At 71.3% G+C, this 11,980-nt stretch carries 14 protein-coding genes; 7 read left to right on the top strand and 7 right to left on the bottom strand.

Features of this window, described 5'->3' with window-relative positions; all coding sequences use genetic code 11:
- Positions 1 to 123: 123 nt before the first annotated feature.
- The 3 genes from ACWDEW_RS19260 to hisN form a co-directional block, all read right to left on the bottom strand.
- Positions 124 to 540, bottom strand: a complete 417-nt coding sequence (locus ACWDEW_RS19260; RefSeq protein ID WP_200689012.1) for a Fur family transcriptional regulator — start codon at positions 538 to 540, stop codon at positions 124 to 126.
- A gap of 97 nt (positions 541 to 637) precedes the next feature.
- Entirely contained in the window at positions 638 to 1,030 is a 393-nt protein-coding gene (locus ACWDEW_RS19255) for a CBS domain-containing protein (protein ID WP_450514165.1), read from the bottom strand.
- Between the two features lie 192 nt (positions 1,031 to 1,222).
- A complete protein-coding gene (hisN, locus tag ACWDEW_RS19250) occupies positions 1,223 to 2,023 on the bottom strand; it encodes a histidinol-phosphatase (RefSeq protein WP_317884661.1) in 801 nt (266 codons plus the stop codon).
- A gap of 215 nt (positions 2,024 to 2,238) precedes the next feature.
- On the opposite strand from hisN, the gene ACWDEW_RS19245 reads away from it, so the two are divergent.
- Positions 2,239 to 2,859 (top strand): TetR/AcrR family transcriptional regulator, encoded by a 621-nt coding sequence (locus ACWDEW_RS19245; protein WP_450514164.1) that lies wholly within the window; start codon positions 2,239 to 2,241, stop codon positions 2,857 to 2,859.
- A 4-nt stretch (positions 2,860 to 2,863) separates the two neighbouring features.
- Here the strand turns inward: ACWDEW_RS19245 and ACWDEW_RS19240 are convergent, their stop codons facing one another.
- The 4 genes from ACWDEW_RS19240 to ACWDEW_RS19225 form a co-directional block, all read right to left on the bottom strand.
- Positions 2,864 to 3,187, bottom strand: coding sequence for a DMT family transporter (locus tag ACWDEW_RS19240; RefSeq protein WP_093629046.1), 324 nt, complete (start codon positions 3,185 to 3,187; stop codon positions 2,864 to 2,866).
- Positions 3,188 to 3,273: 86 nt separating this feature from the next.
- On the bottom strand, positions 3,274 to 4,284 hold the full coding sequence (gene rsgA / locus ACWDEW_RS19235) for a ribosome small subunit-dependent GTPase A (RefSeq protein ID WP_450514163.1): 1,011 nt from the start codon (positions 4,282 to 4,284) through the stop codon (positions 3,274 to 3,276).
- A 12-nt stretch (positions 4,285 to 4,296) separates the two neighbouring features.
- A complete protein-coding gene (gene aroA, locus ACWDEW_RS19230) occupies positions 4,297 to 5,625 on the bottom strand; it encodes a 3-phosphoshikimate 1-carboxyvinyltransferase (RefSeq protein WP_450514162.1) in 1,329 nt (442 codons plus the stop codon).
- A gap of 124 nt (positions 5,626 to 5,749) precedes the next feature.
- On the bottom strand, positions 5,750 to 6,472 hold the full coding sequence (locus ACWDEW_RS19225; RefSeq protein WP_381242992.1) for a M50 family metallopeptidase: 723 nt from the start codon (positions 6,470 to 6,472) through the stop codon (positions 5,750 to 5,752).
- A 105-nt stretch (positions 6,473 to 6,577) separates the two neighbouring features.
- Here ACWDEW_RS19225 and ACWDEW_RS19220 point away from each other — a divergent pair, with 105 nt between their 5' ends.
- The 6 genes from ACWDEW_RS19220 (at position 6,578) to ACWDEW_RS19195 (ending at position 11,952) form a co-directional block, all read left to right on the top strand.
- Complete coding sequence (locus tag ACWDEW_RS19220; RefSeq protein WP_450514161.1) at positions 6,578 to 7,393, top strand: SOS response-associated peptidase; 816 nt, start codon at positions 6,578 to 6,580, stop codon at positions 7,391 to 7,393.
- 1 nt (position 7,394) lies between these two features.
- Positions 7,395 to 8,057 (top strand): alpha/beta hydrolase family protein, encoded by a 663-nt coding sequence (locus ACWDEW_RS19215; protein ID WP_450514160.1) that lies wholly within the window; start codon positions 7,395 to 7,397, stop codon positions 8,055 to 8,057.
- Between the two features lie 236 nt (positions 8,058 to 8,293).
- Entirely contained in the window at positions 8,294 to 8,977 is a 684-nt protein-coding gene (sigR, locus tag ACWDEW_RS19210; protein ID WP_363100519.1) for an RNA polymerase sigma factor SigR, read from the top strand.
- Positions 8,974 to 9,276, top strand: a complete 303-nt coding sequence (gene rsrA / locus ACWDEW_RS19205) for a mycothiol system anti-sigma-R factor (RefSeq protein ID WP_362984429.1) — start codon at positions 8,974 to 8,976, stop codon at positions 9,274 to 9,276. The genes sigR and rsrA overlap by 4 nt, the downstream gene beginning before the upstream one ends.
- 115 nt (positions 9,277 to 9,391) lie before the next feature.
- Complete coding sequence (locus ACWDEW_RS19200; RefSeq protein ID WP_450514159.1) at positions 9,392 to 10,699, top strand: HD-GYP domain-containing protein; 1,308 nt, start codon at positions 9,392 to 9,394, stop codon at positions 10,697 to 10,699.
- Positions 10,696 to 11,952 (top strand): HD-GYP domain-containing protein, encoded by a 1,257-nt coding sequence (locus ACWDEW_RS19195; RefSeq protein WP_450514158.1) that lies wholly within the window; start codon positions 10,696 to 10,698, stop codon positions 11,950 to 11,952. Before ACWDEW_RS19200 ends, ACWDEW_RS19195 begins: the two co-directional genes overlap by 4 nt.
- Positions 11,953 to 11,980 lie beyond the last annotated feature (28 nt).

The raw sequence follows: 11,980 nt of genomic DNA, 5'->3' as shown, positions 1-11,980 counted from the left end.
GAGTACGGGGGGTGGGGAGTGCCGCACGACGATATGACGGACCGTCAGATTCGGGAAGGCTGTAGGCAGCACAAAGCCCCGGCGTCCGTGTCGAACGGATGCCGGGGCCGGTGCGAGGACTTGCTACGCGCTCGCGCAGTTGGGGCACAGCCCGCGGTACGTCACCTCGACGTCCGAGACCGTGAAGCCGAAGCGCTCCGAGTCGGGGAGGTCGGCGAGCGGGTTGCCGCCCGGGTGGACGTCGCGGATCTGGCCGCAGTTGGCGCAGACCAGGTGGTGGTGCGGGCTGTGCGCGTTGGGGTCGTAGCGCTTGGCGCGCTTGTCCGTGGCGACTTCGAGGACCTCGCCGAGGGAGACCAGCTCGCCCAGCGTGTTGTAGACCGTCGCCCGGGAGATCTCGGGGAGCTTGGCCACGGCGCGGGAGTGGACCTCGTCGGCGGTCAGGTGCACGTGGTCGCCGTCGAGCACTTCGGCCACGACGCGCCGCTGTGCGGTCATCCGCCATCCGCGTCCGCGCAGCCGCTCCAGAAGGTCACTCATGCAGGCCAGCCTAACAGCAACGTGACCAGTTCCCGAATAGGTGTGACTTTGGAGGGCTGCCGGACTTGGACTGGATCCAACTAATTCCGGACGGCTGTCAGGCCGGTACCTGCTGTCGTGCGGGTGCCCAGCAGCGGATGATGTCGCGCACCGAGACGATGCCGGCGGGCTCGGCGCGGTCGAGGACGATGAGATGACGGAAGCCACCGTGGGCCATCGCGCTCGCCGCGTCCTCCAGGGTCCAGGCCGGGGTGGCGAACACGACGTCGGTGGTGGTGTGGGCGTGGGCGCGCTCGGTGTCCGGGTCCTGGCCCCGGCCGAGCGAGTTGAGGATGTCCCGTTCGGTGAGGATCCCGATGCCGCCGGCGTCCGGATCGAGGACCACGGCCGCGCCGACATGGCGCGAGGCCATCAGGGCGGCTGCCTGGCGGAGGGTGTGGGCGGGGCCGATGGTGAGAACCACCGTGCTCATGGCGTCGCGGACCAGCATGGGATGAGGCCACCTCCTAGGGAATCCGGACGGTTCACGGACCTCGGGGCCGGTGGTCGTCCGGCCCCGGTCCGCTAGTTACCGGATTCACAAGTTCACAAGTGGGGGAACTCTCAGAGTCGCAGGTAAAGCACGGGTCAACAAGAGGGCGCGCGCGGCCGGTTGGGGGCGTGTGCAGGCGTCCCGTGGTGCTCAGTAGCGCATGTTCAGATACCCCAGGAACTCGTCGTGCAGGATCCCGTTCGACGCCGCCGCGTTGCCGCTGTGCGGGCCCGGGCGGCCGTCGAGGCCCGTGAAGGTGCCGCCGGCCTCGGTGACGATGATCGCGTTGGCGGCCATGTCCCAGAGGGAGAGTTCGGGTTCGGCGCAGATGTCGACCGAGCCCTCGGCGACCATCATGTAGGGCCAGAAGTCGCCGTACGCGCGCGTGCGCCACACCTCGCGGGTCAGGTCCAGGAAGCCGCCGAGTCGGCCCTGGTCCTCCCAGCCGGTGAGCGAGGAGTACGCGAAGGAGGCGTCCGCCAGCTTCGAGACCTGGGAGACGCGCAGCCGGGACGCGGAGGACAGGCTGCGTCCGGTGTAGGCGCCGTGGCCCTTCGCGGCCCACCAGCGGCGGCCAAGGGCGGGCGCGGAGACCAGGCCGACGACGGGCTGGTAGCCGCCCTCCGCCGCCTCCGTCAGGGAGATCAGCGTGGCCCACACCGGGACGCCGCGCACGTAGTTCTTGGTGCCGTCGATCGGGTCGATCACCCAGCGGCGGGGGCCGGTGCCCTCGACGCCGTACTCCTCGCCGATGACCGCGTCGCGCGGGCGGGCGCGCTGCAGATGGCCGCGGATGAGTTCCTCGGCGGCCTTGTCGGCCTCGCTGACCGGAGTCATGTCCGGCTTGGTCTCGACCTTGAGATCGAGCGCCTTGAACCGGGCGGTCGTCGCGGCGTCGGCGGCGTCCGCGAGGACGTGGGCGAGGCGCAGGTCATCGTGATAGTCGGCCATGCGTGAACCGTATCTTCAGGGGTCGGCGCGGGGCTACAGGGTCCGGTGGGCGGAACGGGAGGTGAGGGACCCGGAGGAGACCGTCAAGGGGGAACCCCCGCCCCAACTCCCGCGCGCAATGGCCGAAGTGCGCCCCCCGGCGCAGCCGCGAACCCTTGACAGTGCTCCCGTGCGCGTCAAATCTGGGCGCAGAGCCGCTCGTCCCCGGGAGGCGAATGATGCCTGCAGCGCGGGAATCCCTGTTGGACGCCGCCTATACGGCGCTGGCACGCAGGCCGTGGTCCACCGTACGGATGGTGGACGTGGCGGCCGCGGCCGGAGTGTCCCGGCAGACGCTGTACAACGAGTTCGGCAGCAAGGAGGGGCTCGCGCGGGCGCTGGTCAGAAGGGAGGCCGACGGCTATCTCGTCGGCGTCGACCGGGCCCTCGGCGCGCATGCCGACGCCCGTGAGCGGCTGACCGCGACCGCCGAGTGGACCACGTCGGCGGCCCGCGAGAACGCGCTGGTGCGGGCCATGCTCACCGGCTGCTGGAGCGAGCGGCTGCCCTCGCCGACGCTGTCCGCGGTGCCGTCCTCCTCCGCCGTACCGGCACAGCGCAGGGCCGACGGACCGCTGCCCTCGCCCGGCGACTTCGTGGCGGTCGTCCGCGACCGTGCCGTGGCCGCGCTGGCCGGTCCCGGAGCGCCCCGGCCGGACACCGCGGACCTGGCCCGCTCCTGCGAACTCGTCGTGCGCCTAGCCCTGTCCTGCGTGGCGGCGCCACCGGGTGAGGGCGGCGTCGGTGAACTGGTGCGCAGCGCGCTCACCCCGGTCCACCGGGCCCTGGTCACCTAGGACGTCAGTGGGCGGAACCGGACAGCTGGAGTCCGATGACCCCGATGATGACGAAGCTGATCGACACGATCTTCAGGGTGGACACCAGGTCGCCGAGGAAGACCATGCCGTAGATCGCGGTGCCCGCCGCGCCGATGCCGGTCCACACGGCGTAGGCGGGGCCCACGTCGAGCTTCTTCAGGGAGAGGGTGAGCAGGCCGAAGCTGCCCAGCGCGAAGGTGCAGAAGGCGACGGTCGGCCACAGGCGCGTGAAGCCATGGGACAGCTTCAGGCACACGGCGAACCCGGTCTCCAGAATTCCGGCCACGACAACCAGCAGCCACGCCATGTGCTGTCCTCCCGTTTGTCCGGCTCGGTGCGATTATGCACTTACCGAACTTGAGTCCCCACAAACACGCGGTGGTCGGCCGGTGATCAGTCGCCCTCGGTTCGCTCCCGGGTGGCCAGCAGCCGCCGTAGCGAATAGAGCCGCTGCGGGTCGGCGTGGCCGTCGGCCACCCACTGGTCCAGGGCGCAGTCCGGCTCGTCGTGACTGCACGCGCGTGGGCAGTTCTCCGTGCCGGGCTCCAGGTCGGGGAAGGCCTTGATGACCCGGGACGGGTCCACGTGATGCAGGCCGAAGGAACGGACGCCCGGGGTGTCGACCACCCAGCCCGAGTCGTCCGGCAGCGGGATCGCGCGGGCCGAGGTCGTGGTGTGCCGGCCGCGCCCGGTCACGGCGTTGACGATGCCGGTGCTGCGCCGCCGCTCCAGCGAGACCAGCGCGTTCACGAGGGTCGTCTTGCCGACGCCGGAGTGCCCGACGAACGCGGTGATCTTGCCGTCGAGCTGCTTGCGGACCCGCTCCACCGCGCTGCCGTTCTCCAGCTCCTCGCGGCTCGTGACGACGTACGGGACACCCAACGCGCCGTACAGCTCAAGGAGTTCGTCGGGCGAGGCCAGGTCCGACTTGGTCAGGACGAGCAGCGGGTCCAGGCCGCCGTCGTAGGCCGCGACCAGGCAGCGGTCGATGAGGCGGGGGCGCGGCTCGGGGTCGGCGAGGGCGGTGACGATGGCGAGCTGGTCGGCGTTGGCGACGACCACGCGCTCGTACGGGTCGTCGTCGTCGGCCGTGCGGCGCAGCACCGAGGTGCGCGGCTCGATGCGGATGATCCGGGCGAGGGTGTCCTTGTCGCCGGACAGGTCGCCGATGATGCCGACCCGGTCGCCGACCACCGCCGCCTTCCGGCCCAGTTCGCGGGCCTTGACGGCCATCACGACCCGGTCCTCGACCAGGCAGGTCAGGCGCCCCCGGTCGACGGTGAGGACCATGCCCTCGACCGCTTCCTCGTGCTTGGGGCGGATGTTCGTACGCGGCCGGTTGCCCTTGCGGTTCGGGCGCTGGCGGATGTCGTCCTCGTCGGTGTTCTTGCCGTAGCGGCGCATGGCGTGTGTCCCCTACGCCCCATCGCTCCCGAGCATCCCGGTCCACAGGTCGGGGAAGTCCGGGAGGGTCTTCGCGGTGGTCGCCACGTTCTCGATCTGCACGCCCTCGACCGCGAGGCCGATGATCGCGCCCGCGGTGGCCATGCGGTGGTCCTCGTACGTGTGGAAGATCCCGCCGTGCAGGCGGCGCGGGCGGATGTGCAGACCCTCGGCGGTCTCGGTCACGTCACCGCCCAGCTCGTTGATCTCCTTGGTGAGCGCGGCCAGCCGGTCCGTCTCGTGCAGCCGGAGGTGCGAGACGCCCCGCAGGGTCGAGGGGGAGTCGGCGAGCGCGGCCACGGCCGCGATGCCGGGGGTCAGCTCGCCGACCTCGCCCAGGTCCACATCGATACCGTGGATCACACCCGAACCGGTGAACTCCAGCCCGTACTCGGTGAGTTCGCAGGAACCACCCATCTCGGTGAAGATCTCCCGCAGTCGGTCACCGGGCTGCGTCGTCCGCGCAGGCCAGTCCGGTACGACGACCTTGCCGCCGGCCACCAGCGCCGCCGCGAGGAACGGCTGCGCGTTCGACAGATCCGGCTCGATGGTCAGGTCCCGGCCCAGCAGCGCGCCCGGCGTCACCCGCCAGACGTTCGGCTCGCCGCCCGACTCCGGGGTGTCCACCTGGGCGCCCACCGCGCGCAGCATGTCGACGGTCATGCGGATGTGGGGCATGGAGGGGAGGGAGGAGCCGATGTGACGGACCTCTACGCCCATGTTGAAGCGCGGGCCCGAGAGCAGCAGCGCGCTCACGAACTGCGACGACGAGGACGCGTCGATCTCCACCGGCCCGCCGTCCAGCGCGCCCCCGCCGTGCACGGTCAACGGCAGCGCGCCCCGGCCGTCGTCGTCGATCCGGGCACCGAGCACGCGCAGGGCGTCGATCACGCCGTTCAGGGGGCGTTCGTACGACCTCGGGTCGCCGTCGAAGCGGATGGGGCCGTCGGCCAGCGCGGCGACCGGCGGCAGGAAGCGCATCACCGTGCCCGCGTTGCCGACGTCCACCGTGGCCGGGCCGTGCAGGCCCGACGGGATGACCCGCCAGAACTCGCCGGAGCCCTTCTCCGTGCCCACGCCCTCCTCGATGCCCACGCCCATCGCGCGCAGGGCGCCGGCCATCAGGAGGGTGTCGCGGGAGCGGAGGGGGCGGCGGAGCCAGCCCGGTTCGCTGGCGAGGGCTGCTAGGACGAGGGCGCGGTTGGTGACGGACTTGGACCCCGGGACGTGGACCGTCGCGTTGACGGCTCCGGCGGCGGTGGGGGCGGGCCAGAGGGCGGTTTGGTCGTTGTTCGGGGCCATGTGACCCACTGTATAAGTAGGCCGTCTTTCGGGTGCTGCGCCGTCGTGGCTGGTCGCGCCCGCGCGGCGGAGCCGCAAATCGATACAGCCACGCGCCCCTGGTGACTCGCCACTTCGGGGCTTGTCACAATTCCAACAACCACCGTCCGCCGCCTATCAGCGAGCAAAGCGACACCAGGTGGAAGAGGAACAGCCACAGACCCGCCGGTACGTGCGTCAGGCGCGCCAACTGGTCCGCGTCCGAGTCGCCCGCTCCACCCCTCGACCTCTTCGCCTGCAACTCGAACGCCGGACGCACCCCACCCAGCAGCAGGAACCACACCACCGCGTACGCGAACGCCGCCTGCACCTGAGGGCCCGTCAGCCACGACACCAGGAGGAAGGCCGCGCCGCTCAGGATCACCGTCAAGGCGCCGTACGCGTTGCGGATCATCACCAGCATGGCGATGAGCAGGAGGGTCGACAGCCACAGGAGGAGGGTGATGTGGCCGGCGCCCAGGAGGGCGGCGCCGCCCAGGCCCAGGAGTGGGGGAGCGGTGTAGCCGGCGGCTGCCGTGAGGATCATGCCGAGGCCGTGCGGCTTGCCGCGGCTGACGGTGAGGCCGCTGGTGTCGGAGTGCAGGCGGATGCCGGTGAGGGTGCGGCCGGTGAGGAGGGCCACCAGGCCGTGGCCGCCCTCGTGGGCGATGGTGATGGCGTTGCGGGAGACGCGCCAGAGTCCGTGCGGGACGACCACGGCGAGCGCGGCGACCATGGTGGCGATCACCACCCACAGATCCGGGTCGGGCTGGCTGCCGAAGACCTCGTCCCAGAGGGCGGGTATCGAGGCGATTGCGGTGCTGTCCATTGGCGGCGGAGGCTCCCGTGGGTGTCGATATACAGGGGCTGGCGCGTAGCGCCATCGTTGAGGGGTGGTGGTCGGGTGACGGGCGGGCCTGGCAGTCTGGCATGTATGTGCGGACGGTATGCAGCTAGTCGTGGGCCCGAGGATCTCGCAGGAGTCTTTGAGATCGAGAAGTGGGAGCCCGAGGAGGTTCTGGCCCCCGACTACAACGTGGCCCCGACCAAAGAGGTCTATGCAGTCCTCGACCGTCCACTTAAGGACGCGGACAGCCCGAAGCCGGTTCGCCAGCTGCGCAAGCTCAAATGGGGGCTCGTGCCGAGCTGGTCGAAGACCCCCGAGGGCGGCGCGCGGATGATCAACGCCCGCGCGGAGACCGTGCACGAGAAGCCGTCCTACCGCCGCGCCTTCGCCGCCCGGCGCTGCATCGTCCCCGCCGACGGCTACTACGAGTGGGTCACCGCCAAGGACGAGCGCGAGCTGGAGGTCGAGGGGAAGAAGAAGCGGCAGCGCAAGCAGCCGTACTTCGTGCTTCCCGCCGACGGGTCGGTGTTCGCGATGGCCGGGCTGTACGAGTTCTGGCGGGACCGGACCCTGCCCGACGACCATCCGCTGGCCTGGTGGGTCACCTGCTCGGTGATCACGACCGAGGCGGAGACGACCCCGCTCGCGGTCGCCCCGGCGGACGGGCCGTACGCACTCGCCGACATCCACCCCCGGATGCCCCTGATGCTCACCCCGGACCGCTGGGACGCCTGGCTCGACCCCTCCCGCACCGACCCCGACGACCTGCGCGAGCTGCTCGCCCCGCCGCCCGCCGGGCTGATGCGCGCCTACCCGGTGTCCACGGCCGTCAGCAACGTCCGCAACAACGGGCCGGAGCTGCTGAAGGAACTGGAAGGTCCGGAAGAAGGCACACTCTTCTGATGTGAGCGACATCATCGAGACCGACGCGGGGACCGCCCGCATCACCTGGCACAGGGCGAAGCAGGCGCGGTTCGTGCTGGCCGTCAGTCACGGGGCAGGCGGTGGCATCGAGGCCCGGGATCTCCAGGCCCTCGCGGCCGTCCTCCCCGCGCACGGCGTGACCGTCGCGCTGGTCGAGCAGCCGTGGCGGGTGGCCGGGAAGAAGGTGGCGCCCGCGCCGAAGACGCTGGACGTGGGCTGGCGGGGCATCTGGCCGGCCGTCGCGAAGCCCGGGCTGCCGGTGATCTCCGGGGGCCGTAGTGCCGGAGCGCGCGTGGCCTGTCGTACGGCGACGGAGCTGGGCGCCGCCGCCGTCCTCGCCCTGAGCTTCCCGCTGCATCCGCCCGGCAGGCCGGAGAAGTCGCGGGCCGACGAGCTGCTCGGGGCCGGGGTGCCCACGCTCGTCGTACAGGGCGGGAACGACCCCTTCGGGAAGCCGGCCGAGTTTCCCGAGGGCGGCTTCGAACTGGTCGAAGTGCCGTACGGCGATCATGGGTTCGCGGTGCCGATGGGGGTCCCCCCGCGCGAGCGAAGCCGAGCGTGGGGGAGGGCGGAGACCGGCCAGGAGCAGGCCCTGGAGATCATCACGGGGCGCGTGGTGGAGTGGACTCGAACACTCGGGTAGGGAGTGGGAATGCCGAGACCCTTACCACTGTTGTGGCGGACACAGAGAGTCGTAGAAAGGAAGTCCGCCGCATGGGTTCGACCTTCTGCCCGGCCCGTAGCAGCCGCTCCGACCTGGACTGGTCGGTGCTGCACGCGACCAAGGCCACCCCTATTGGGGCGGCGGGCGGACCGGATCGTCGTCTATCCTCCGATTCTGGTGGCATCGGCTTCGGTGCTGCCCGGAATCTTGAGGAGGTGGGTCCGGTTCCCGGTACCGACGCAGGGACCGAACACGGCCAGGCGGAGCAGCCCGAGGGCCAGGGCACGAGCACGGAGTCCACGGCGGAGCGCAGTGCGCGCTTCGAGCGGGACGCGCTCGAATTCCTCGACCAGATGTACTCGGCCGCGCTGCGTATGACCCGCAACCCGGCCGACGCCGAGGACCTGGTGCAGGAGACGTACGCCAAGGCGTACGCGTCGTTCCACCAGTTCCGCGAGGGCACCAACCTCAAGGCGTGGCTGTACCGGATCCTGACCAACACGTTCATCAACTCGTACCGCAAGAAGCAGCGCGAGCCCCAGCGTTCCGCGGCCGAGGAGATCGAGGACTGGCAGCTCGCGCGTGCCGAGTCGCACATGTCGACCGGTCTGCGCTCCGCCGAGTCGCAGGCGCTCGACCATCTGCCCGACTCGGATGTGAAGGAAGCCCTCCAGGCCATCCCGGAGGAATTCCGCATCGCCGTGTATCTCGCGGACGTAGAGGGCTTTGCGTACAAGGAGATCGCGGACATCATGGGGACACCCATCGGTACGGTGATGTCCCGGCTGCACCGGGGCCGCCGTCAACTGCGTGGCATGCTCGAGGACTACGCGCGTGACCGCGGACTGGTCCCGGCCGGTGCCGGGGAGTCGGACGAAGCGAAAGGCTCGGGCTCATGAGCTGCGGTGACCATCACGAGACGGACTGCAGTGAAGTCCTGGCGCATCTCTACGAGTTCCTGGACCGGGAGATGCCGGACGCGGACTGCACCAAGTTCGAGGTGCACTTCGAGGAGTGCTCGCCGTGCCTGGAGAAGTACGGCCTGGAGAAGGCCGTGAAGAAGCTCGTGAAGCGGTGCTGCGGGCAGGACGACGTGCCGACGGACCTCCGCTCCAAGGTGATGGGACGCCTGGAGATGATCCGGTCGGGGCAGGTCGTGCCCGAGCATGACGTGGCGGCTTCTCCGCAGGAGTCCTGAACGGACTGTCGTCACTCGAATGTGCTAATCCGCGGGTGATACGCCCGCACCTTCCCCCTGGTCGCCCTAGGCTCCTCGGCCTGGACAGGCATGGTCGGGGGGAAGGGCGTCAGCCATGGAGGCGACACCGGCACGGGCACGTGCGTACGTGGTCTGTGTCGTCCTCGGGGCGCTGCTCTGCCTGCTCCCGCTGCCGACCGTCCACGCACCCTGGTGGGCGGTCGTGCTGTTGGCGGCCCTCTACGCCGGCTGCGAGCAGATCGCCCGCCGCCGGTTCGCGGGCACCTTCTACCCGGTCCTGCTCGCCGCCGCCTTCCTCCTCCCACCGCCCGCCGCCGCGCTCGTACCGCTGCCGGGCGCGCTGTTCTCCCACGTCGACGAGGGCCCGCCCTGGCTGCGGCGGAGCTGGCGGGCCGCACAGCTCGCGCTCGCCGTGTGGGCGGCCGGCCGCGTGCACTGGGCGCTGGGCGGCCGGAACGCGGTCGTCGCCTCCGACTTCCCGTACGCCCTGCTGCCCGCCCTCGCCGCCGTCCTCGCCTTCTGCCTGGTCCTGACCGCCCTCGACGGCGGGATCCTGGCCCTCGCCGAGCGGATGCCGGTTCGACGGGCCTGGCGCGGTCTGTTTCTACGATCCCTGGCGCCCATCGGCGTCCACGGGCTCGCCGGGCTGATGATGGCCGTCCTGTGGCGCAGCCCCTACGGCCCGGTCGCCGCGCTGCTCGTGCTGCTGCCGATGGGGGTGTCCTGGTGGGTGTTCGCCCAGTACCACCGGGAACACGCCGCCCACCAGGCCACCATCCGCGCCCTCGTCCAGGCCGTCGACATCAAGGACGGGTACACCCGCGGGCACAGCGAGCGGGTCGGACAGGCGTCGATGATGATCGCGCGGGAGTTGGGGATGGACGACTCGCGGGTGGAAGTGCTGCGCTTCGCCGGGATCCTGCACGACGTGGGGAAGCTGGGCGTTCCCACACGCCTGCTGCGCAAGGACGGGCCGCTCACCCCCGAGGAGCGGCGGGTGATCGAACTGCATCCCGAGTACGGGCACGAGATCGTGCGCGGTATCGGCTTTCTCGGGGAGGCCCGTGCGGCCGTCCTGCACCACCACGAACGACTGGACGGCAGCGGGTACCCGTACGGGCTGCTGGGCAGCCAGATCCCGGAGTCCGCGCGGGTGGTCGCCGTGGCCGACGCCTTCGACGCGATGACGTCGACGCGGTCCTACCGGAGGGCTCGCCCGGTGCAGGCAGCTCTGGCGGAGCTGGAGCGGTGTGCGGGGGCGCAGTTCGATCCGCGCATGGTGGCCGCGCTGATGCTGGCCCTCGGCAAGTACGGCTGGCGGCCCGCCGTGACCGCGGACGAGCCCGCCGACCTCGTGCCGCCGCCCGCGCCGGTCCCGAGCCGGCCAGGTGTACGCCGATGACGCCGCGCCGAAACCCCCTGCCCCTCACCCTCATCCACACCTCCGCCGCCCTCCTCGCCACCGCCTCCCTCGCCGTCACCCTCTGGACCGGCCTCGAAGAGCGCGGAGTCGCTCTCGCCTTCGGACTCCTTGTCGCCGTGGGGGAGTTGAGCCGGTGGAACGGGACGAGCGGGCTCGGACTCAGGGAGACCGCCCCGCTCGGCGCCGCCGGCGCCCTCTCCTACGCACTGCTCGGCGCCGACGCCGGCCGGCCCACCCACCACGGCGCCTTCCAGGTCGTCACCGTGGTCGTCGCCGCCTCCCTCGTCGGCTGTGTGCCGCACATCGCGCGCGGCCGGAGCCGCACCCCCGACCACCTGGCGCGCCGCGTGCTGACCGTCGGCTTCGCCGCCGTCTGCTTCCAACCCCTGTACAACCAAGGGGTGTTCGGCCACTGGGGCGGCCCCGCCTACGCCCTCCTCCTGCTCGCGCTCCTCGCCCTCACCGCCCTCTGCGACGCCGTGCTCGCCGCCGCACTCGCCCACTCCCGCACCCGCTGGCCCTTCGGCCCGCTGCTCCGCGACGAGCTGCGGGGCATGCTCGGTATCGGGTCCGCCGTCTGCGCGACCGGCGCGGTGATGGCGCTCGCGGTCGCCGTCGTCGGGCTGTGGGCGCTGCCCGTCTTCTCCGTGCCGCTGCTGCTGACCCAGCTGTCCTTCCGGCGGTACGCGGCCGTGCGGGACACCTACCGGCAGACCATCACCTCCCTCGCCCGCTCCACCGAGATCGCCGGGTACACCCCGGCCGGGCACGCCCGCCGGGTCGCCGCGCTCTGCCAGGCGGTCGGGCGGGACCTGGGACTGTCCGAACCCGACCTCACCGTCCTGGAGTACGCAGCCCTGATGCACGACATCGGCCAGCTCAGCCTCGTCGACCCGGTACCGGCCGGAGCCACCGCCGTACTCCCCGTGGCCGAGCAGCGGCGGATAGCCCTGCTCGGCGGGGCCGTCGTACGGCAGACCGGGGTGAGTCCTCAGGTGGCGGCCGTCGTGGAGCGGCAGGCCGACCCGTGCCGGGAGCAGCCGGTCTCCGCGCGGATCGTCCGGGCCGTGAACGCGTACGAGGAGAAAACCCGGGCAGGAGGCCCCGGCGGGCCCCTCCAGGCGTTGGAGGAGCTGCGCCTCGGGACCGCCGGGGACTACGCTCCCGAGGTCGTGGAAGCGCTGGCCCGGGTGCTCTCCCGTGGCTGTCTGACCTTGCCTTCGGCTGGGTAACCCATGGGTAATGAGCGCCCTCCCAGCC

The sequence above is a fragment of the Streptomyces sp. NPDC001100 genome, assembly GCF_053598575.1.
The sequence above is the reverse complement of the archived record's forward strand: the minus strand, read 5'-3'. Positions and strand labels throughout refer to the sequence as shown.

Excerpts from the sequence above, each read along its gene's own strand:
- ACWDEW_RS19195 (WP_450514158.1), top strand. The coding sequence starts at position 10,696 with ATGACGCCGCGCCGAAACCCCCTGCCCCTCACCCTCATCCACACCTCC.
- hisN (WP_317884661.1), bottom strand. The coding sequence starts at position 2,023 with ATGGCCGACTATCACGATGACCTGCGCCTCGCCCACGTCCTCGCGGAC.
- ACWDEW_RS19240 (WP_093629046.1), bottom strand. The coding sequence starts at position 3,187 with ATGGCGTGGCTGCTGGTTGTCGTGGCCGGAATTCTGGAGACCGGGTTC.
- aroA (WP_450514162.1), bottom strand. The coding sequence starts at position 5,625 with ATGGCCCCGAACAACGACCAAACCGCCCTCTGGCCCGCCCCCACCGCC.
- ACWDEW_RS19260 (WP_200689012.1), bottom strand. The coding sequence starts at position 540 with ATGAGTGACCTTCTGGAGCGGCTGCGCGGACGCGGATGGCGGATGACC.
- rsrA (WP_362984429.1), top strand. The coding sequence starts at position 8,974 with ATGAGCTGCGGTGACCATCACGAGACGGACTGCAGTGAAGTCCTGGCG.
- rsgA (WP_450514163.1), bottom strand. The coding sequence starts at position 4,284 with ATGCGCCGCTACGGCAAGAACACCGACGAGGACGACATCCGCCAGCGC.
- ACWDEW_RS19255 (WP_450514165.1), bottom strand. The coding sequence starts at position 1,030 with ATGCTGGTCCGCGACGCCATGAGCACGGTGGTTCTCACCATCGGCCCC.
- ACWDEW_RS19245 (WP_450514164.1), top strand. The coding sequence starts at position 2,239 with ATGATGCCTGCAGCGCGGGAATCCCTGTTGGACGCCGCCTATACGGCG.
- ACWDEW_RS19200 (WP_450514159.1), top strand. The coding sequence starts at position 9,392 with ATGGAGGCGACACCGGCACGGGCACGTGCGTACGTGGTCTGTGTCGTC.
- ACWDEW_RS19220 (WP_450514161.1), top strand. The coding sequence starts at position 6,578 with ATGTGCGGACGGTATGCAGCTAGTCGTGGGCCCGAGGATCTCGCAGGA.
- ACWDEW_RS19225 (WP_381242992.1), bottom strand. The coding sequence starts at position 6,472 with ATGGACAGCACCGCAATCGCCTCGATACCCGCCCTCTGGGACGAGGTC.